This window comes from Psychrobacter sp. Ps7 (assembly GCF_022129225.1).
Lineage (GTDB): Bacteria > Pseudomonadota > Gammaproteobacteria > Pseudomonadales > Moraxellaceae > Psychrobacter > Psychrobacter immobilis_A.
Map to the genome: position 1 here is coordinate 92,797 of NZ_JADQAH010000003.1, position 21,490 is coordinate 114,286.

At 42.2% G+C, this 21,490-nt stretch carries 17 protein-coding genes; 8 read left to right on the top strand and 9 right to left on the bottom strand.

What is annotated here, in order from left to right:
- Nucleotides 1-97 precede the first annotated feature (97 nt).
- From ccoP to ccoN, 4 genes are read right to left on the bottom strand one after another with little or no spacing between them, the layout of a single operon-like run.
- On the bottom strand, nucleotides 98-1,216 hold the full coding sequence (gene ccoP / locus I3257_RS02090; protein WP_238048669.1) for a cytochrome-c oxidase, cbb3-type subunit III: 1,119 nt from the start codon (nucleotides 1,214-1,216) through the stop codon (nucleotides 98-100).
- Nucleotides 1,213-1,395 carry a CcoQ/FixQ family Cbb3-type cytochrome c oxidase assembly chaperone gene (locus I3257_RS02095; protein WP_010199605.1) on the bottom strand — a complete coding sequence of 61 codons (183 nt, stop codon included), beginning with the start codon at nucleotides 1,393-1,395 and terminating at the stop codon, nucleotides 1,213-1,215. The genes ccoP and I3257_RS02095 overlap by 4 nt, the downstream gene beginning before the upstream one ends.
- Nucleotides 1,395-2,033, bottom strand: coding sequence for a cytochrome-c oxidase, cbb3-type subunit II (gene ccoO, locus I3257_RS02100; protein ID WP_045445396.1), 639 nt, complete (start codon nucleotides 2,031-2,033; stop codon nucleotides 1,395-1,397). Before ccoO ends, I3257_RS02095 begins: the two co-directional genes overlap by 1 nt.
- 9 nt (nucleotides 2,034-2,042) lie before the next feature.
- The gene (gene ccoN, locus I3257_RS02105) at nucleotides 2,043-3,524 is read right to left on the bottom strand and encodes a cytochrome-c oxidase, cbb3-type subunit I (RefSeq protein WP_201560066.1); all 1,482 of its coding nucleotides are present in this window, start codon (nucleotides 3,522-3,524) and stop codon (nucleotides 2,043-2,045) included.
- A gap of 861 nt (nucleotides 3,525-4,385) precedes the next feature.
- Between ccoN and I3257_RS02110 the strand changes: the two genes are divergently transcribed.
- A complete protein-coding gene (locus I3257_RS02110; protein ID WP_238048670.1) occupies nucleotides 4,386-4,775 on the top strand; it encodes an SCP-2 sterol transfer family protein in 390 nt (129 codons plus the stop codon).
- A gap of 130 nt (nucleotides 4,776-4,905) precedes the next feature.
- On the opposite strand, the gene I3257_RS02115 is transcribed toward I3257_RS02110, so the two are convergent.
- Nucleotides 4,906-5,880: a hypothetical protein gene (locus I3257_RS02115; protein ID WP_238048671.1), complete on the bottom strand. Its 975-nt coding sequence runs from the start codon at nucleotides 5,878-5,880 to the stop codon at nucleotides 4,906-4,908.
- A gap of 458 nt (nucleotides 5,881-6,338) precedes the next feature.
- Here I3257_RS02115 and I3257_RS02120 point away from each other — a divergent pair, with 458 nt between their 5' ends.
- From I3257_RS02120 to I3257_RS02130, 3 genes are all read left to right on the top strand, one after another.
- On the top strand, nucleotides 6,339-7,574 hold the full coding sequence (locus I3257_RS02120) for a lipoprotein-releasing ABC transporter permease subunit (RefSeq protein ID WP_055123885.1): 1,236 nt from the start codon (nucleotides 6,339-6,341) through the stop codon (nucleotides 7,572-7,574).
- A 155-nt stretch (nucleotides 7,575-7,729) separates the two neighbouring features.
- Entirely contained in the window at nucleotides 7,730-8,410 is a 681-nt protein-coding gene (gene lolD / locus I3257_RS02125) for a lipoprotein-releasing ABC transporter ATP-binding protein LolD (protein ID WP_045451357.1), read from the top strand.
- Nucleotides 8,411-8,743: 333 nt separating this feature from the next.
- Nucleotides 8,744-9,055: a hypothetical protein gene (locus I3257_RS02130; protein ID WP_238048672.1), complete on the top strand. Its 312-nt coding sequence runs from the start codon at nucleotides 8,744-8,746 to the stop codon at nucleotides 9,053-9,055.
- Nucleotides 9,056-9,238: 183 nt separating this feature from the next.
- Here I3257_RS02130 and I3257_RS02135 read toward each other — a convergent pair whose 3' ends face one another.
- A complete protein-coding gene (locus I3257_RS02135) occupies nucleotides 9,239-9,814 on the bottom strand; it encodes a DUF2062 domain-containing protein (protein WP_227685489.1) in 576 nt (191 codons plus the stop codon).
- A gap of 323 nt (nucleotides 9,815-10,137) precedes the next feature.
- Here I3257_RS02135 and I3257_RS02140 point away from each other — a divergent pair, with 323 nt between their 5' ends.
- The 4 genes from I3257_RS02140 (at nucleotide 10,138) to I3257_RS02155 (ending at nucleotide 16,499) form a co-directional block, all read left to right on the top strand.
- Entirely contained in the window at nucleotides 10,138-13,173 is a 3,036-nt protein-coding gene (locus I3257_RS02140) for a ComEC/Rec2 family competence protein (protein WP_238048673.1), read from the top strand.
- A 206-nt stretch (nucleotides 13,174-13,379) separates the two neighbouring features.
- Nucleotides 13,380-14,435, top strand: a complete 1,056-nt coding sequence (sppA, locus tag I3257_RS02145) for a signal peptide peptidase SppA (protein WP_045451362.1) — start codon at nucleotides 13,380-13,382, stop codon at nucleotides 14,433-14,435.
- Between the two features lie 135 nt (nucleotides 14,436-14,570).
- Nucleotides 14,571-15,461, top strand: a complete 891-nt coding sequence (locus I3257_RS02150; RefSeq protein ID WP_238048674.1) for an alpha/beta hydrolase — start codon at nucleotides 14,571-14,573, stop codon at nucleotides 15,459-15,461.
- A gap of 249 nt (nucleotides 15,462-15,710) precedes the next feature.
- Entirely contained in the window at nucleotides 15,711-16,499 is a 789-nt protein-coding gene (locus I3257_RS02155; protein WP_238048675.1) for a CPBP family intramembrane glutamic endopeptidase, read from the top strand.
- Nucleotides 16,500-16,565: 66 nt separating this feature from the next.
- Here I3257_RS02155 and dusA read toward each other — a convergent pair whose 3' ends face one another.
- The 3 genes from dusA to I3257_RS02170 all read right to left on the bottom strand — a co-directional run bounded on the left by dusA (nucleotide 16,566) and on the right by I3257_RS02170 (nucleotide 21,019).
- On the bottom strand, nucleotides 16,566-17,537 hold the full coding sequence (gene dusA, locus I3257_RS02160) for a tRNA dihydrouridine(20/20a) synthase DusA (protein ID WP_238048676.1): 972 nt from the start codon (nucleotides 17,535-17,537) through the stop codon (nucleotides 16,566-16,568).
- A 236-nt stretch (nucleotides 17,538-17,773) separates the two neighbouring features.
- Entirely contained in the window at nucleotides 17,774-19,075 is a 1,302-nt protein-coding gene (locus I3257_RS02165; protein ID WP_238048677.1) for an MFS transporter, read from the bottom strand.
- 303 nt (nucleotides 19,076-19,378) lie between these two features.
- Nucleotides 19,379-21,019, bottom strand: a complete 1,641-nt coding sequence (locus I3257_RS02170) for a phospholipase D family protein (protein WP_238048678.1) — start codon at nucleotides 21,017-21,019, stop codon at nucleotides 19,379-19,381.
- Nucleotides 21,020-21,490 lie beyond the last annotated feature (471 nt).

Here is a 21,490-nt window from a genome sequence, read left to right on the forward strand (position 1 = left end):
TTCTCATCAAAGAATTTATAAAAAAAGGAGAACTGCAATAACAGTTCTCCCTTTATCAAATCTTATCCACTGATGCTATGACAACCATCTTTAACTATTAGTTAGCCGTCGTTTCTACAGTGGTTGCTACTTTAGCAGCAGGTTGAGGGGTTTTATCTGATAATGAGTAAACATAAGCTGCAAGCAGCATAATACGCTCATTACCCAGTTTGGTTTCCCACTCAGGCATCACACCAGCACGACCATAACGTAAGGTTTCGCGGATGGTCTCACGATCACCACCATATAACCAAATGTCATCCGTCAAGTTTGGCGCGCCAGTAGAAGTCATACCTTTGGCATCTGCACCATGACAAAGTACACAGTTAGTCGGCTCATTAAAGATGGCCTCACCTTGAGCGATTTGAGCTTTATCAAGCTCGTAACCAGGTTGGTTGCCAGATATTGACAGCACGTATTCAGATACCGCACGTACCCCATCTTCACCGATTTGATCACGCCATGCAGCCATACCACCAACTCGACCTTTATGTAGCGTGGTCAAAATGTTTGACGCTTCTCCGCCATATAACCAGTCATTGTCAGTTAGATTTGGATAGCCTACCGCACCTTTGGCGTTAGAGCCATGACAGACCGCACAGTTCTGTAAGAACAAACGACTACCAACTTTTAAAGCATTCGGGTTTTCTGAAAGCTTTTCTACATAAGGTGATAGTTCTGCAGTTTTCTCATCAATTTGAGCTTGCAGATCTGCTGGTGGTGTTTCACTGCGGCGCATCGTTGCCTGTAACTCAGCAAGTGCCGCTAAGGTCTCTGTCGCACCACTAGCATCCGCTTTTGCTAAAATGTTTTTCTCAAAGTTATCCGTAAATACTTTGTTATTACTCTCAAGCTCGCTATATAGCTCGTTCTTAGAGGTCCACGGTACCGTTTCGCCATCGACTTCTACAGTGGCAATACCTTCCCATTTTGATGGGAAAATACCTGGGAAAAATACCCAATAGGCAACACCCCAAGCGATAGAGCCAAAAAATATTACGAGCCACCATTTAGGTAATGGCTTGTCGTACTCTTTGATACCATCATAAGCGTGGCCTGTCGTACCGTCATCTTCTAGTTCTGGCTTGTACTTCAATACCATTAGTAAGACACCGAGGATAGCAGCCCAACACATGATACTTAGTATGGTAATCCAAGAACTCCAAAAAAATGTCATCGTTTATCCTTATTGCGCTGCTCTTCAGACAGAGATTTTATATCCTCGTCATCAAGCGCAAGTTGTGCATCTTCTTCGAAGCGTTTTTTGTTTTTTGGCGAATACGCCCACCATGCAACACCTACGAAGGCAACAAAGGCAGAAACGGTCGCAATTGTTTGTAATTCACCAATACCCATTAGCGCTGTCCTTCCATCGCGGTGCCCAGTTGCTGTAGATAAGCAACCAAAGCATCAAGTTCAGTGGCACCAAGTACAGCATCTGGTGCTCCTTCGATATCTTCTTCAGTGTAAGGTACACCAAAGCGATCACGGAATAGACGCATTTTAGTTTGAACGTTTTCACCATTCACTTCGTTGGTAGCAAGCCACGGGAAACCAGGCATTACTGATTCAGGTACTAGTGAACGTGGCGCAATTAAATGCTGCTTTTGCCAGTCTTCAGAATAACGACCGCCAACACGTGCCAGATCAGGTCCAGTACGTTTTGAACCCCATAAGAACGGGTGATCCCACGTAGATTCAGCAGCACGTGAGTAGGGCCCATAACGTTCAACTTCAGCACGTAGTGGACGAATCATCTGAGTATGACAAACGTGACAACCTTCACGAATATAGATGTCACGACCCTCAAATTCTAGTGCAGTCCATGGCTCCATAGAGGGCAGGGGAGCATTCACCCCACCTTCTTCAGGACCCTTGTTGTCATATATCAATGGTACGATTTCAACTAGCGTTGCAAAGCTAATAGCAATAACGATACCGATAACCAACAAGCCTGTATTTTTTTCAATAATTTCATGCGGTGTACCAGACATGATCGCTCCTTATACGTTAGCTGCTGAGGGTTTATCAACACTAGGTTCATGATCAGTAGGATCTGCGATATCGACAGGCTTACCTTCTGGCATTTTAAGTGTTTTATAAACGTTATATGCCATCACAAACATACCCGATACATACAAGAAGCCACCAAAAGCACGACCAATATATGGGAAATGTGAGAACTCAACTGTATCAACGAAGCTATATACCAATGTACCGTCTGGATTAGTAGCTAGCCACATCATGCCTTGGCCAATACCTGAAATCCACATAGATACGATATAGAAAATAGTACCCGCTGTCGCCAACCAAAAATGCGTGGTGATTAAGCTGATAGAATACATCTTAGGTTTGTTATAAATACGTGGTAACAGTACATATAGCGAACCAATGGTAATCATACCTACCCAACCAAGTGCACCTGAGTGTACATGACCGACTGTCCAATCTGTATTATGCGATAACGCATTCACTGTCTTAATCGACATCATTGGACCTTCGAACGTCGACATCGCATAAAACGACAATGCCACAATCATAAAGCGAATGATCGGATCGGTACGCAGCTTATCCCAACTACCTGATAGTGTTAGTACACCGTTAATCATACCACCCCAAGATGGCGCAAACAGGATGATTGAGAATACCATTGCTAGAGACTGCGTCCAATCTGGAAGCGCTGAATAATGCAAATGGTGACCACCAGCCCACATATATGACGCAATCAATGCCCAAAAGTGAACGATAGACAAACGATAAGAATAAATAGGACGACCAATCTGTACTGGAACGAAGTAATACATCATGCCTAAGAAAGCTGCCGTTAGATAAAAACCTACCGCGTTATGTCCGTACCACCACTGCACCATCGCATCGGTCGCACCGCCAAATAACGAGTAAGACTTAAATGCGCTAACAGGAATCGCCATGCTGTTTACGATATGCAGTAATGCAATCGTAATAATAAAGGCTGCAAAGAACCAGTTAGCCACATAAATATGTGAGGTTTTACGTTTGATGAGCGTACCGAAGAAAACAATGGCATAAGAGATCCATACCAAGGCAATTAAAATATCGATTGGCCACTCAAGCTCAGCGTATTCCTTGGTCGATGTTAAACCTAAAGGTAGGGTAATAACCGCTGATACGATAACGGCTTGCCAACCCCAAAAGGTAAACCAAGCTAAATAAGGCGCAAATAACCTTGTCTTACAGGTACGCTGAACAATATAGTAAGACGTTGCGAACAGGGCAGAGCCACCGAACGCAAAAATGACCGCATTGGTATGTAGCGGTCTTAAACGACTAAATGTCAGCCATGGAATGTCAAAGTTAAGTGATGGCCATGCTAACTGTGAAGCAATGAACACACCAATACTCATGCCGACGATGCCCCATACCACGGCCATTATCGTAAAGAATCTTACGATAGTAATTTCGTACTCACGGTCAACTGGGGCGACTGCTGTGTTTTGTAAACTCATTGGATGATTCCTTTACAGCCCGAATTATCAACAGAATTAACTAACTATCCGCGCTATCTGCATCATAAAAGTAATAGTCAGATAAAAATAGAATCGCGGCACATGCTGTTTTTTGTCTCGCTTATCACCATAATATTATTAACTATCAATCTAAGCTTTCGCTTTATATCAGCTAGTATTGAGGCATAAAAGCGTTTTAAACGCACGACACTCACAGCTGGTCGATAGTAGGATTGTTAATACATCATTAAGGTGAATAAGAAGATGCGCCGTTTTTGAGCATCAAACATCTAAAGAGGTGAAGTATTTATCTTAATTATTACCAAAAATTCTGTACTAATGAAGATAGATACCAATATCCATAGGGCCATAAAAAGGTACTGACCATAGACGTATGCTAGCGGCGGCTGACAAAAAAACATGTTTGCGTAATGTTTAGTTAAAACTCCCGACTCTGTTTAAGGGTATTGTAACGCAATCCTAATCAAATATCATCAGAACTATGCGGCAAAATACAAACTCTTTGGTAAAAATCTTAGCAAGCAACTTATTATAGCTGTGCAATTTGTCTATTTTATACCCAATTTTATCACGATTCTAGAAATACATTTTGGTGATAGAGTGACAGTAATTACTACGCTTAGATATCATGACCAGCAGCATTTTTGTAACAATGGCCGCATGAGCACTCTAAATAAGTTTTACTTATCAGCAAGTCGACCCTTATAATGAGACTAAATATAAGTGATGATAGCAGTTTTTGTACTGCTATTATGAGCAACTATTTTATCACTTGATATCCAGTCAGGCGAGCGAGCCAAACAACGGTAGCCTGAAATAACATCAATTAAGGACAATAACATGGCAGTTTTTTTGACAGATGAGTGGTTTGAGCAAGTTGAGCAAATGGGTAATGAGGCAGGCGAGCTAAATTTGCCGCCAGCACTGGCGAATATGATCGTCAATCTAAAAGTATCTGACACTGAGCACGACATCGAAGCGAACTTTGCAAACGGTTTATTGCATCGCGGCTTGAACGGCGCCGCGACAACCACATTGTTGCTTGACCGCAGTATCTTGCAATCAATCATCACTGATTTCGATACCAATGAAATTATGGGTGCTTTTATGGGTGGTAAAATTCGCGTTGAAGGCGATATGTCACAACTGATGGCAGTACAAACGGCACGCCCAAGTGCTGAACAAAAAGAGCTATATACTCGTATCAAGTCAATGACGACCATGGCTTAATTCTATATTCGCAGGGTTTTATCCCGACGATTGTAAGAAGACAAAAAGCCCCTAATGCTTATTAGGGGCTTTTTATTTGATGATACATTTAATGGTCATTCTTAAAAGTAGCGAATGACTCGTAAAGTAGTTAACTGGCTTTTGATTGCTGCGCTGCACTTTGCTGGTTTTCTTTATAGATGGCAGCTTGTAGCCAAACGTTCGCTTGTACGTAGTCATGCACTTTAATAGAAGCCGTCTCTGGCGTATTGAGCGCGCCGATACGAATCACGAAAGGATCGGCATCTTGTTCGCGTAGTATCACGACATCAAACAGAATAATAGATTTATCATTAAATACGGTTTCTTGCTTGCCGAGCACCTGACCTTGGCACCATGCTTCATCTTCTTGTCCCAAAGTATCACCAAATAGATAGGCACACATGTGACCTAAGTTGATCTCAACTGGCGCCATTTGCGCTTTGGTCTCTGGTTTCCATTCTTTGATTTGCTCTTGTAGATCATCGGGTATTTTTCCATCATTGGCGGCAACGATGTCGTTAAATGCACGGTGATAGCGGATCGCTTCTTGATCTTCAACCATGATGACTTCGTTTTGCTCACTTAGCTTAATCTCATGTGCCCAAGCGCTAAAGTTCACAAAGTAAGACGTGTCTCGCTGATATAAATGGCGATTGGTGGTGTAGAGCTGGTCAAAGGCGTAAATAATACTGCCATCAGCGGTACGCAAGCGTAATACAGCATCGTGTAAATTGTCATTGGCAATGATGCGCTCAATCTTACAATTGAGTCCATACGGGCTATCGACACAAGGATAAGCATTGATAAAGCATTCAGGTTTGCCATTTTTCATGGCTAATACTTGATTGATATGACAAGGCTGGTTTTCAGACAGCAATAGGCAGCTGTCTTGAGCGCTGACATTGCTATTGAGGCCTTTAGGCATGGCCGCCTTTTCGATCATTTTTTGTAGCCATTCTGGCACGTCATGACTCATGTCATCGGTCAGAATACTCCAATGATCGGCGTGACCTGCAGATTGCTCATCAGTCATGGTGATCTTGGTGGGAGATTGGACGTTTTTATATTGATAATTAATGGTCATGAAGATACTCAAAATTAGTCAGCGTGAGGTTTGGACCTGAAACGGCTATTGCTGGCTATCATAAGGCTCTATTTAACACGATATATTTATGATAGTTGGCAACGTTGTCATCAGTAAAGGGTCAACAAACAACAATGAAATGAATGGTTAATGACAATTGTCCTTAGCATACAATATATAGGTATTGAAGCAAGTAATAGCAAGCCCCTCATAAAAAATAGTAACAAAAGCCAGTTTTTTATTAAAAAATACGCCCAGTTTTTGCTAATGACTGGCACATATCAGCCAAATTGTGTCAAACTAGCTCCCTTTTGACGGCTGTCTTTGGCTCGTCTGAAACCCTGTTTTTGTGTTCGATTTATATGTGACTATGGCAAGTGCAGGTGTGAGATGCATTTGCTGTTGCTCGTTTTATAGTATATATAAAGTCGCACGTAGATAAGATAAAGAGTTTGAATATGTTTCGTCCTTTAGCGTTGTTTATCGGCTTACGATACACCCGAGCAGAGCGTAGTAATGGTTTTATCTCCTTTATCTCGCTTATCTCGATGATTGGTTTGACTCTTGGGGTTGCCGTATTGATCACGGTGCTATCAGTCATGAATGGTTTTGATCGGGAGTTAAAAACCCGTATTTTGGGTATGGTCCCGCAAGCAACGGTCGTTTCCACCGAGATTATCAGTGATTGGAAGCAATTGGCTGATAAAATTAAAGAAGATCCTGAAGTGGCAGCTGTAGCGCCCTTTATTCAACTGCAAGGGATGTTGACGTCAAACGGTCAGGTTGCAGGGATTATGGTCACTGGTGTCGATCCTGAATACGAAAAAGATGTCTCTATTATCAATGAACATATGGTTCAAGGCAGTATTGATACTTTACAAAGTGGTGAGTTCAATATTGTGCTGGGTGAAGAGATGGTACAGTCTCTAGGGCTACAACTGGGTGATAAAGTGACGCTAGTGCTGCCAGAGGCATCGCCTTCACCAGCTGGCGTGATACCACGATTCAAGCGCTTTACCTTGACAGGTATTTTTACCATCAGTCCAGAAGTGGATAGCCTCATGGCATTTATCCCGATGGGTGATGCGGCCAAACTGTTGCGTCTGCCAGATGGCGCGCAGGGTGTGCGTATGAAGCTCAATGACATCTTTACCGCGCCGATGGCAGCAGAAAAAGCCGCCGCTATTGCCCCTCAGCAGTTGTATCCTAATGATTGGACACAAACGCATGGCAACCTATTTGGTGCGATTCAGATGGAAAAAGCGATGGTAGGGTTGCTGCTCTTTTTGATTATCTTAGTAGCAGCTTTTAATATTGTCTCCAGCCTAGTGATGCTCGTAACTGATAAAAAAGCGGATATTGCGATTCTAAAAACTTTTGGTGCGTCTCCTCGTTTGATTACCCAAGTGTTTATGGTGCAAGGTGTGGTCATCGGTGTGATTGGTACGATTGCTGGTACGATATTGGGCGTGATATTTGCGCTTACAGTGAGTGATATTTTAGGCTTTATTAATCAAGTCTTTAATTTGAACTTGTTTGATGCGTATTTTGTTAATTATTTGCCATCAGAGTTGCGTGTACTAGATGTGGTATTGATTACAGGTGCGTCTTTCGTACTGAGCTTTTTGGCAACCATTTATCCAGCACGCCGAGCGGCTAAGATTCAGCCAGCACAGACGTTGCGTTATGAATAAATGATTTTATATGCCGCTTAAGTTTTTATATACAGTTTAAGTTATTACCAATGCTTGTTAGGTAAAATTAATTTTAATGCAAGTTTAGGCTGATAAATTGTTTGTAGCGCTGAATAAAGCATCAATACCAGTATAAATAGAATAAAGGAAAAGCCATGTCTGCCATTTTAGAGGCGAAAAATATCAACAAGATATATGATGAAGGGGCGGTTAGTACGCAAGTACTGACTGGCTTGGATTTGACCGTCCATGCTGGCGAGCGCATTGCCATCGTTGGCACCAGTGGTTCAGGCAAGAGCACTTTGCTACACTTGCTTGGTGGTCTTGATACGCCAACCAGCGGCGAGGTCTGGCTACATGGTCAATTGTTAAATAGCATGAATGAAACTGAGCGCGGTGCCATGCGTAACAAGCATTTGGGGTTTATTTATCAGTTTCATCATTTATTAGCCGAATTTACTGCCATTGAAAACGTTGCAATGCCGTTATTGATGCGACCAGAGGTCTCAACGACTTCAGCAAGAGAGCAAGCAATTGCGATACTAGAAAGTGTCGGACTTGAGCACCGTCTGGCGCATAGACCTGGTGAGCTATCGGGCGGCGAGCGCCAGCGTGTGGCTATTGCCCGTGCTTTGGTTACGAAGCCGTCGCTCATTTTGGCAGACGAGCCAACGGGTAATTTGGACTATGACAATGCGCAAAGCGTGTTTGGATTATTATCAGAGCTGCAAAATACCATGCAAACCGCACTATTAATGGTGACACATGATCGCAATCTAGCGGCGCTGGCAGATCGTCAGTTATTGCTACGTAATGGTCATTGGGAGCAGTATTAACTGTTTTTTAACGCTGCATTTTTTAACGTTTTAAGTTTAATAGCGTAAATGGTTATGGTTGCTAAGTAGTAGGGTGTGTCCTGATTTAAGTCAATGGATATCTACATGGGCTAAACTTTATCAAACGTTGTTGAACTGAACTGCTGATTAATATCACTATGATCTGTGCTATTTCCCTTGTTTAACGGCAATTTGTCTTGCTTTTATCATCATTATTAAATGAGGATATACCCTAGAACGACAATATTATGTTCAACAGGCACTAAGTTTTTAATAAAAATAAACGCAAAATGGGGCTGCAAAATGCCGCCAATTTATTAAAGAAGGATTATTATGATGGATAGAGATGACGACCCAATCGCTGTTTTTGGCAGTGCCGAAGAAGGCAATGAACCTTTAACACCCTATATGGATGTGACGTTATTCGAGACAATTGATAAACAGGCACAAATAGATCTGTTAACACCCGTTTTTGATGCCATTACTTTGGCTGGCGTTGATTATGATCTAAAAGCTCAAGACAGTGCAACGGGCAAACGCTATACGTTGCTTAAAGATGAAAAAGTGGTTGAAGTTTTCGTGATGGATACTAGCCTTACGGACAACATCCTTGCTGCCATAGAAAAGAATAAAGAAGCAGAGTGACTGGTATCAACAAAGAAAATGACTTTTGTTTTTAAGTCATAGCCAGCTTAAGGTGATATCGAGACATAGCATAGAATAATCGAGGATAGATGGTGACCTAGATTGCTATCGTTAGTGAATGGTTGATAGTAAAGGGTGGTTCGCTACGTTATGGTTACCATGACTTGGTAACAGCAGTATATATTAGATTTTAGGCGATTTATCAGAAGGTTCTTGCTGACGTTTTTGCCAGCTCACGACGGTTTTGTAGCGCCAAACAGCCTTAAATGCCAGTCCACAAACGATGCTGGTCACAATCGCTAAGATCGTCAAGCCTATGCAAAAAGCAGCAATCGATACCGTGCCGCGATAGGTAATAAATGGATTTGCACCATCTGACAGTGCCCATAAGCTAAAATCAGCGATCATCCTGCCGATAAGCCGCAGACTAATCATCGGTACGTCAAGGATTTTGGCACCGATATAATAGCCTGCATAAAAGATGGGCAAGCTCGTGAGTGGATTGGTAATCCAAGTCAAGCCGAGTGCCATGGGAACATTGGCACGAAAAATTAATGAGCCAACTAGAGCCAGTAGCATCTGCCCTGGCAATGGGAAAAATGCACTAAGCACCCCGATATAGACCGCTTTATTTAAGCTATGTCGATTAAAGTGCCATAATCGTGGATCAGCCAAATGCGGTGCGAACAGTTTTAAGGTGCGACTTTCTAAGATTTTCTCTGGCGTAGGAAGCAGGTCTTTCAGACGTTTTTGGGGCACAGGATCGCCTTTTGTAATCGTTAGCTACAGTCCGCTCAATCGCATTGATGGTCTGCTATAAAGTAATATTATTCATAAAGTGTACAGCTGAGGATATAGAGGATAATGATGTCAGATTATCATCATCGCAATATGTCAGTCAGTATAGGGTAATAGTTATATAAATGCTATTGCATGACGTATCAGTTGTTGTTTCTGGTTTTAGTATCAATCTGTGTTTTAGCATTCCGGTACATTTTCGTCGTATTAAGTGGCTATTTATCATAATAAATGGCTTTATTTAGGCAAAAACTAATATTCACCTCATCAAGCAAGGAGCGCTGGTGTACTGGTTGATTGGTAGCTTGATTATTATCGCCATGATGGGCGTTTTGGCAGTCGCAGATAGTATGGCGATACCCACTAGTTCATCGTTAATGGATATATTGAATACTCCCACCTTATCTTTTTCGCTCATTATTTTTGCTATTATACTGATTGTTATTGCCCAGTTTAATGTACCTTCTGCAAAACCCAGCCATTTATCGCAACATACTGCGGGTCTCTCTTCACGTAATCCTTCATATAATATTTCACATAAATCTAAACTCTTCTTTCGTATCTTGACTCATGTTTTAGTTGCTGTATTGGCAATTGGATTAATCATTGGCAGTGGGTTGCAAGCCCTGATTAGCCATCAGCAAGCAGAACTAACAGAAATCACTGAGCCAATGCGTGTACAAGCATTAGTCACCATCGAAGGGATAAGTGACAGCGTTTATGACGTCGCCACGGACAGTGGCTATCGACAAGTTGTTGTCATTAGTGATATATCACCCTTGGTGTCGGCGTTGGCGGTTGAAGATTTAGATGCCATGACCAGTAACTTTCTAATAGATGAAAATAATAGCCTAAGCAATAATAGATTGTATGAAAATAACTTAAATAACAATAACAATAACAATAACAATAACAATAACAATAACGGTAAGGATGGCACGTACCGTGTATTGCTCAATGGTTATCCAAAAAATCCATCAAAACAATCATCCAAGAAAAATTTGGACAACAATCCGTTTGACCGCTTAAATTACTTACAACCTGGCGATCAGCTGTTTATGAGTTTAGCGCTTGCACCACTGGCGACCTCTGAGCAAGCGTTGAGCAATCCATCTGGTTTTGACAATTATCGCTGGCTGCGAGGTCGTCATATTGATGGAGTCGCTAATATATTGACCGTTGGCACATCAAATGTCACCAATACTGAGGTATCAAAGCCAGCGTTTGCCTCTTCTTCATATCTGCAGCGTTTTCAGACTTATATTAATCAAGGACGTTGGCAATTACGCCAGCATTTTTATCAAGATTGGTCGACACAGACCACAGCAGCGCAACAGGCAAAAGCGGTCACTTTAAGTTTGCTCACAGGTGATCGCAGTTTAATCAATCGCGATACCAAGGATTTGTATCAACTGGCTGGTATTTCACATTTGCTGGCTATCTCTGGCACCCATGTGTTGTTTTTAGCGATTATGCTGTCGGGTGCGGCGGTGTTGCTTTTTGATCGGCTATGGCCAAAGGTTTATCGTTATGTACCGTGTTGGCAAGTGCGCTGGTGGGTGATGATCGCTGCTGCTTTTATTTATGCGCTATTTACTGGTTTTGATGTACCTGCTGCTCGTACCGCATGGATGTTATTCGCGATAGGTTTGGTACGTTTAACATTATTGCCGGTTAGTACGATGCGGGTGTTGTTTGCCTTGGCAGTGTTGATGGCATGGCTTGATCCCTACGTATTATGGCAGGCAGGGTACTGGCTATCTTTTATCGCAGTGGCATTACTCCTTAAATATGATGATGCATCATATACGCAATCAGCTGTCGTATCAGAAACGGCATCTGCTCATAATGCCAGTGTAGTAGAGACTGCATTCAAGCGTGTTTGGATAATAGGCAAACGTGTATTCAAATTACAATTTTGGCTATTTATTACTTTACTGCCTATTACATTGCTATTATTTGGCAAGGCGTCGCTGTGGGGTCTTGTCATCAATCTATTTGCTATCGGTTTATTTGGTTGGGTGATTGTGCCACTTAATCTGTTGGCAGGGCTTTGCTATCTTTTATCACCTGCTATTGCTGATAGTATTTGGCTGCTTGTTAGCGCCATTGTCGCGAAATTGCATGAACTGATAACGTGGTTAACCTCATTACCAGCATTGTCAGAAGCGTGGCTTTATACCCCCGTGAATGTCGCCATATTGCTGATGGTACTATTAAGTATGTTGCCATGGCTACTACCACGAGGATTTATCAGTCGTTGGCTGGCACTGCCGCCGCTAACCTTATTAATGATGACAGTATATGCCAATCAGCAATCACTAACGACGATACCGACCTTGTATATCTTACCAACGGGTGACCCCTATATAAGCGCTGCTTTGTTACAGTATCCTGTTACCAATAATAAGCAGTCATCCACAACAGATACGCATAAGAACAACATCAGCTGGCTATTTTTATCTGACCACAGACCCAATGTCGCACGAACGATGCCCAGTAATCTAACGGCGAATAAGCTGTCGATGACATTGGCGCAGCAGCTGGGTAGCTTGTCAGTTGATACACTAGAAGGTATAGTCGTGCAGAGTAGTAGTGCTGGATTGACGGATACGCTTACTACTGATAAGACGTATTTAGCTTCTAATGCTTCTGCTTCTACTAATGCTAGTGCTTCTGAGCTGTTGCCTTTGACGGTTTTTCAGCTTAATCAGCGTTTACCTATTAGTCAGTATTGGCAAGCAGGGCGCTCTGATCATTGGTCTGCATTTGAGCAAGCCTATAAAGTCACTAGCCAATCCAAGGACATTACGAATATTAGTGTGCAACGTTGTGAACAAGGCAAAACGTGGCAGTTGGGCAATGGTGATTTGTCCATACAAGCATTGACAGGGTGGAGCAACATAGACAGTCCGAGTGTTTGGGATTGTATGGTGGCTATAGATGCCAGCTTGCCCATAAGGGTATTAAAATATAATGCGGCTGATCCACTCAAATCAATACCTGCCACTGCGCAGACACTCACATCAAGTAGCCAGCCACCGACTCATCAAGTCAATATGCCTCAGGCACGTCTGATATTAAATGCAGATACTCATCAGCGCATTTGGCAAATGTGGACATTGTTATGTTCAGTCGGGCCACCTGAGCAACCACGCACTTTTCGTAATGTGACATGGCTAGGACATAGCACATCACAGATAACTGCTAAGGTGATAAGTCGTCAAACCATCAATGAAATGATCACTTATGACGACAAAATGCCAGAAGCAACGTTGTCTCTCAATGCGGCAGTAGATACTACCAATACGATGCCATAAAAATATTGCTTATCTAATCAATGTTACAATATAGTGATATTTCGCAGTTATACTATTGAACCATGATTGAAATACCACCATACTTAGCAGCCTATGAATATAGATGACTGTGACCGTATTTGGAGTGAGAAGCAGCTCCTTATTACTGACTGTATTTCTATCTTCTCTTTTTATTGCTTTAGACTGTTTCTGACTTAGGAAGTTATATGCCCAACTGGCCACCAGACCCTAACAAACGTCCTGACAATTCGGCAAATCAGCCAGTACCGATGTCGCCGCCAAGCCAGCCGAGTGGACAAGAATGGCGATTGCTTGAAAACACTTTATTGGCTAGTGTGGTCGAGCAACGCCGCGCCCGTCGCTGGAGTATCTTTTTTAAACTATTGACCTTTGGTTATATTTTACTGATATTTCTGACGCTTGGTCGTAGTTGCAGCAGCAGCGCGCCAACGGGTCTAGATGGTGTCGACACGAGCAAGCCGCATTTAGCTGTGGTTGAGCTACAAGGTGTCATTAGTAGTGGCGATGTGGCCAATGCTTATGATGTCAATGAGGCATTGACCCGTGCTTTTGAAAATAGCAATTCAAAGGCGGTAGCATTGGATATCAATTCACCTGGTGGCTCACCAGTACAGTCTGATGAGATTTGGCAGACTATGATGGATTTGCGTAAAGAATATCCAGACAAAAAACTCTATGCAGTGATTGGTGATATGGGTGCTTCTGGCGCGTATTATATTGCTTCTGCGGCGGATGAGATTTATGTGAACCCGTCAAGTTTGGTTGGCTCTATTGGCGTGATTATGCCAAGCTATAACATCAAAGGTTTGATGGATAAAGTTGGCGTAGAAGATCGTACGATTACTGCTGGTGAATACAAAGACATCTTAAGTTTGTCACGTCCGTTAACGGACTATGAAGAAAAACATGTCGAAAAAGTATTGGACAACACCCACAAGCATTTCATTAATGCAGTGAAAGAAGGGCGCGGTGATCGTCTCAAAAATCCTGAACAAAATAAGCTGTTCTCAGGATTATTCTGGACAGGCGAGCAGTCGATTGAGCTTGGCTTAGCCGATAAGAAAGGCAGCATCGCTAGCTTAGAAAAGCAGTTAGAGCTGGATAATGTGATCAATTATAGCCCAACAGATCCGTTTCAATTATTCATGGACCGCTTTGCTGTTAAATTGGGTGCGGGCATTGGCTCTAGTGTCAGCCTTGATGTTTTACCGCAAGAAGAAGGTAATGCGCAGATGCGTTAAGCGTGTTATGTTTGAGATTTACTGTGTATGATTGTTGAGGCTGAGCGTATGATTATGCTCAGCCTCAATTGTATATGAGATTCAATGATTATAAAAAATACCCTAAATAGCGACTTAAATCGAAGAGAGCTTGTCATGAGTGATGAAATTAATTTGCCAACTTTTACTGCTTTACCTGTCTCTACAATAACCAACAAACCTGTCCTGCATTTTGCTCATGCTAATGGGATGCCAAGTGCGGTTTATCAGCCATTTTTTGAGAAGTTAGCAGAATTTTTTACCATTGAATATATTGCCATGCTGGGTGCAACGCCTGATTATCCAGTCGATGATCATTGGCGTAGTCTTACACAGCAGATTATTGATAGTGTCAAAAATACCTGTGAGAAGCATGGTGTGACGCAAGTAGTGGCAGTGGGCCATTCGCTGGGTGCGATGTGTACCTTGCAGGCATTGTATCGTGCGCCGCAGTACTTTGCCCAAGCGGTACTCATGGATCCACCTTGGATTTATGGCAAAGTGAGCTTGCTATGGCATTTGGCAAAGACGGCGGATAGATTGCCAATGATGAATAACCGCCTGATGGATAAATTGTCACCAGCTGGCGTGTCTAAGCATCGCCGTGATGTCTGGGAGAGCCGCGCAGATGCGTATGATAAGATGCGGCACAAAGGCTTTTTCAAAAACTTTGATGAACGCAGTTTTCAAGGCTATATCGAGCATGGGCTACACGAACGTGCGGATGGCAAAGTGACATTGGCGATTCCGAAAGCCAGTGAGGTCGCTGTCTTTCGCACTAATCCATCTTGGTATTGGCTGGCACCAAATCATGGCCCAAAGCCGCCTGTTACTTTAATTATTGGTCAAGACAGTATCTTTTTAAAACGCCGATTTCCGCAACAAATAAAGTCGCGTTTGAATATTCCTTATGAGACCCATGTCGGTGGTCATATGTTCCCACTTGAGTATCCAGAGTCGGTATCTCAGCAAGTATTATCATTGATTGAGCAGCAATTACCAACATAATCGCTGATGACTATTTCTGCTCATTATTGCTTATGCTAGGGCGTGTCCTCATTTTAAAAATGGTGATAAAAATGAGATAAATTGCCGTCAAACAAGGAAAGTAGCGCAAATAATATCGAGATATTGATAAGCTATTTAACGATGTTTGGCAAAATTTAGCCATTTTTAACTCATTTAGAGGATAATCGATTGAATTGAGGACACGCCCTAGATGCGAGCTGACAAAATATCCGTTTGAGTAATGACTTTATGCTAAAAAATGCTACTGGTTCGCACAATCTTAATACGCCGCCTAAGCGCACGCCGCTATTTTCACGATTGGGTGTCTTTCTACTGACTGTTGGTATGCTGATGGCATTTTTTATGAGTCAGCTGCTAGGCGTGTATATCGCTGGCAAGCTAGTATTACCGGCTTCTAAAAATTCAACCATGGCTGATATCTTCTTTTTTGGTAGTAACGATGGCACTGTGGTCAGCCTCTCTATTATCATAGGCTGCGTGCTATTGATTCCTATTAGCCTTTTGGTGATCCGTGTAAGAGGCGGCGATAGTCGGCAGTATTTAGCGCTAAAGCCGTTCTCATTTGCTATGGGTATGGGATTGCTTGGGCTGCTATTGATATTTATGATTGGCAGTCAGGCATTGACTTATTTACTTGATAAATCGCCATTGCTCTTCGTTGACCCTTTATATCAGTCTGTCAGCTCAGTATGGCTGTTGATATTTGCAATGGTCATTGTCGCGCCAATCTATGAAGAGTTGATATTTCGTGGTCTATTATGGTCAGCGATCGCAGAGCAATTTACCTCGTCAACTTATTCAAAGCATCGAGGGGCGATCGTCGCAAGTGTCGTGACCAGCTTGATATTTGCGGTGATCCATGTGCAGTATGGTATTTATGAAATCAGTACCATTGTGGTACTGGCATTGATATTTTGCTACGCGCGTATCAAGTCAGGCTCGCTGTTGCTGCCGATATTATTGCATATTGTGAATAATGGGGCGGCGATGTGGCAATATATTGCGCAAATCGCCTAAATAAATAATGGCTATTTCGGCGTTATTGTTACACTTTTATAGCTATCGTCATAATAATGAATTTTCTTAAGTATTAGGATTTAGTAGTAACACCTCATCCGCTGCCCGTTTGATATCGTCGATTGTTAGCTGAGGTTTACCACTTAATGCCTGTCGCCATTTGCGCGCACCCGTCAGTCCTTGAAACAGCCCTAAATAATGTCTGGTCATCGTTGGCAGTGCTTCACCTTTAGCAATCTGCGCCTCCATATACGGATACAGCTGCGCTAGAATATCTGAGCGTTTAGGTGCTGGTTCGTTCCATAAGCTATTGGTTTCTGCTAATAGGTAAGGGTTGTGATAAAACGCGCGACCAATCATCACGCCATCCACATGCTGCAAATGTGCTTCGATGTCTTTAACGGTATCGATGCCGCCATTAATCTCGATATCAAGCTGTGGAAAGTCTTGTTTGAGACGATAGACATCCTCATAACGTAGCGGTGGTATCTCGCGATTTTGCTTGGGGCTAAGCCCTTGTAGCCATGCAGTACGTGCATGGACAATAAAGCGTGTACAACCCGCTGCTGCCACTTTTTCTACAAAATCCACCATAAACTCATAACTGTCAAAATCATCGATACCAATACGATGCTTGACGGTTACTGGGATATCGACCGCCGCTTGCATGTGTTTGACCAAATCAGCGACTGTATTAGGCTCTGCCATGAGGCAAGCACCAATCTTATTATGCTGTACGCGATCCGAGGGACAACCAACATTGATATTGACCTCATCATAGCCATGCTGCTGAGCAAATTCAGCGCATTGCGTCATCTCGCTAATATCTGCGCCGCCCAGCTGTAGTACCAGCGGATGCTCAAGCGTATCAAAGCGCAGATGCCGTGCACGATTGCCATGTATCAGCGCGCCCGTACTGATCATCTCGGTGTACAAATAAACATGCGGATTGAAAAGCCGAGCAAAATAACGATAATCCGTCGTTGTCCAATCAATCATGGGTGCAACGGAAAGACGTTTGTTGGTCATATCAACCATGGTTTTGAGCCTTAATATTTTAATATTGGTGTCTTAAATAAATGAACAAGGTGCAATGTATGAGACATACGATTGCACCTTAATTTTTTAATTTCAATCGTTATGCAGATAATAGGCAGCTACCTACTATAGTCAATCCTATATAAACCAGATACGGTGTCAGGCTCGATTAGCCTACTATTTGTAGTACTTTCGCTTGCCTTCCTTGTATCTAAATTATATTGAACCGACTATAGCTAAATAATGTGGTCGATTTTTTTGAATTCAGGCAAATTATAAAAATAAATACCCATTATTATGCCGATAAAACCGATAAATGCAATGTAGAGCGCTGGTGAGAAACTCACATACAGAGTGGCATAACCCAGTCCAAAAGGCACAAGCACTCCAACAATACCGTAGGCGATATTATAACAAAAAGCCATTCCTGTTAGTCGTACATTGGTCGGAAATAACTGTACAAGGATGGCAGGTATCATCCCAACGATGCCAGCACAAAAGCCTAAAAGCGCATACATAATGAGGATGTAGTCACCGCTGGCTTGCAGATGGTAGAAAAAGGCAAACATCTGAGCGATTAAAAGAATAGAGCCAACCGTCAGAATTTTACCGAAGTTTTGGTGGTTAGATATTATTCCATAAAAGATACAACCAAAAACCATGAACACAATACCCAGACTGTGTGAGAATCCAAATAAATCTCTGTCTAAGGTAAAACGTAATTCAATCAAATCGGGTAGCAATAACACAACCACGGTCGTGATGCTAGAAACAATAAGCGTGAGAACCATGCCGATAAATATCGAATGCTTGCAGTGCTTAAAGAGTAAATTGAAGGGTTTGGCAACATAATCGCTTGGTTTTGAGTTTTTCATTTCCAAAAAAAAGGGTGACTCATCTATCCATCGCCACGCCAACAATGGTAATAAACTTAGAATGGCCGCAATGAAAAATGGCAAGCGCCAGCCGTAATTAGCCAATTGCTCAGTCGTCATAGAATTGGTTAACCAAAGAAAAAATGCATTAGAAAACAGCACGCCTACATAAAAACTGGCGGTGACATAGCTACAGGCTGCTGACGAATATTGGCGCGGCACATGCTCTGCCACAAAAACCCAAGCGAGTGGCACATAAAGACCAAATGCCATGCCTTGTATCAGCCTCAAAACTATAAATAAGGTTGGTGCAATCAGCCCCCACTGTCCATAGGTCGGTAAGCATGCCATCGCCAACAAGCTGGCCGCCGTCACTAATATACTAATCAATAGTATGGGTTTTCGACCTTTAATATCACCATAACGACCAAAGATGATGCCGCCAAGTGGGCGTGCCAAATAGCCAATTGCAAATAGACCGAGCCCTTGCACCTTTGTAATAGCTGGGTCAATATTGGCAGGGAAAAAAGCCGCGGCGACGATATCTGCTAGATATAAGTAAATCAAAAAATCAAAAAACGCGACTGCGCTGCTAAAGCAGATAAACAGTATTGTGTTTCTGTCTTTAGAAGACATCATTGCATATTGAGAACGAGAAGGCATAATAGGTCGCGCATCCACATATAATAGTATTCGTTAAGCCGATTATTATCTGGATAACCGGCTATAATAAAAAACGACAAATCAATATGAAAAATAATGATTTGCCGAAAAAATAAAGACGTTTGAGCTAAAAGTTATTAAGCAATAAGCATCGGAGTTAAAAGCACTTGAATGAATAGTGCTTAAATGAAAAGCACTCCAACTAAAAAGTATTCAAACTAAAAAATTGGGCAAAAGAATCACTCAATAGCGCTGTTATTATGTAAATATGACCAAGTTTTAGAGTGTTTTTGATGATGGCAGCTATAGCAACCAATCAATAGGTAACCATGACATGATGGTCAGCCAGACATGATCGCTGATATCGACGCGTGGCTCTGAATCATAAACCACTTTTTTATCGTCTTCCATAGTATGCCACTGTAGCTTACCATTATCTGATAGTTTGACTTCATAAGCTTGGTTTAGCAGGTCATCGCTCAGCGCACCATGCAATTGTTTTGCCAGCTCATCATCATTGATGATCACACCCATTTCTGTATTGATATTGGCAGAGCGAGGGTCAACATTATAGGAGCCAATGAATACTTGATAGTCATCAACGGCAAACGTTTTTGCATGTAAACTGGTTGAGGATTGACTACGAGCTTTCCAGAGCTTGTTTTCGCGTTTTTCTTCAGAGGCAGTGGATTTTAGCTCGTAGATTTTGACACCAGCGCGCAGCAAGTTAGGTCGCCATTGACTATAGCCAGAATGCACAGCAGTCACGTCGGTCGCATCAAATGAATTGGTCAAAATCTTAATCTCGATACCAGCTTCAGCCAATTGCACTAAAGTATTGACGCCATCTTTGGTGGGTACAAAATAAGAAGAAATGATGGTTAGCTTTTTGGTTGGACTGCCTAATAAGGTACGCAATTGATGCACCAAATTGGTATCCGTTGGTACCGTTTTAGTCAGCTTGCCCACATCATCACTCAAAAACTGCATGTCTGTCCAGCGAAAAGGCACGCGTTTGTTGACCAAGTCACTGTCTATCGTTGACTCTTCTAGCGCTTCTTTATACACCGTCAAATGATTGTCGCTACCTTTTTCATCCTGACCGAGCTTGTCCAGTGCCGCTAGGAAATCAGGCGCTGTATTGTTGTCAGGCTTCACTAGCGTTTCGATGTCAAATGACAAAGGCGACGACCAATAGCTTGAAAAACTGTTGTCAATATCTGCGACGACTTTACCGATGAGTAAAACATCCAAATCCGCAAATTGACTATTTTGGTCATTGCTTAAATATTCATTGCCAATATTACGTCCCCCAATGATGGTAATCTGCTTATCAAAAGTCATGCTTTTATTATGCATGCGGCGATTGATACGTGGCAGACCTGTGACGTAGTTTAATGTTTGAAACTTACGGTGCATCAGCGGATTGATGATTCGTACCGCGATATTCGGATGACTGGAAAAACGTAATAAATGCTGATCGAAAGTGGCATCATTATTAAAATCATCTAATAATAAGCGTACAATGATGCCGCGTTCAGCCGCTTCCCACAGATCTTTCAATAGTAGCTGACCAGCTTGGTCATTATGCCAAATATAATACTGCGCATCGATATTACGTGTGGACATATCCGTTAATATACTGCGAGAAGCAAAAGCATTGGCACCAGTTACAATGGGGTGATAGCCGGATAAATCTGGGTGAATATCATTCTGCTCGCTAATCGATGCTACCAAATCAACGTCATTGGTTGCTACTGTGTCACTTTGTCCAGTTTCTTGATTGTCTTCTTGTTGATATAAGTCATGTACTCGTGCTGATAATGCTTGGCTCTCAGGTAAGTGCGGCTGTTTTGGCAAAACCTGACATCCACTAAGACCTAAGGTTAGTCCGAGTGTTAGACTCAACGATAAGTTGCTTGGTTCTATACTGAACATCGACATAAATGAATTACCTTAGTGAGCCTTACATAAAGAAGTATTTGTTAGAAAGTAAGCGTGAGGGCATGTCCTCAGTTTTAGCCCATTAAAAAGACTATCAATTGAATGAAGGACATGCGCTAATGCATCGTTTATTTTACCGATGATAGCACTGATTACGAAGCGTATAACAATATCGCCCAAGGCAAAAATTAAATCGCCGCTAAGCTTATCAGCTGTCGTCAACTATGCCTATTATAAATACGTTATTTTTGTTAGATTCAGCGACTTATTCAGTCATTATTTACTTATCGTTTAGATATGCTCTCTCTTTCATCTGTTGTTAAGAAAGAGGTATAGTCAATCCTATATAAACCAGATACGGTGTCAGGCTCGATTAGCCTACTATTTGTAGTACTTTCGCTTGCCTTCCTTGTATCTAAATTATATTGAACCGACTATAGATGTGTATTCAAAAATAATGTTTAGCCATCG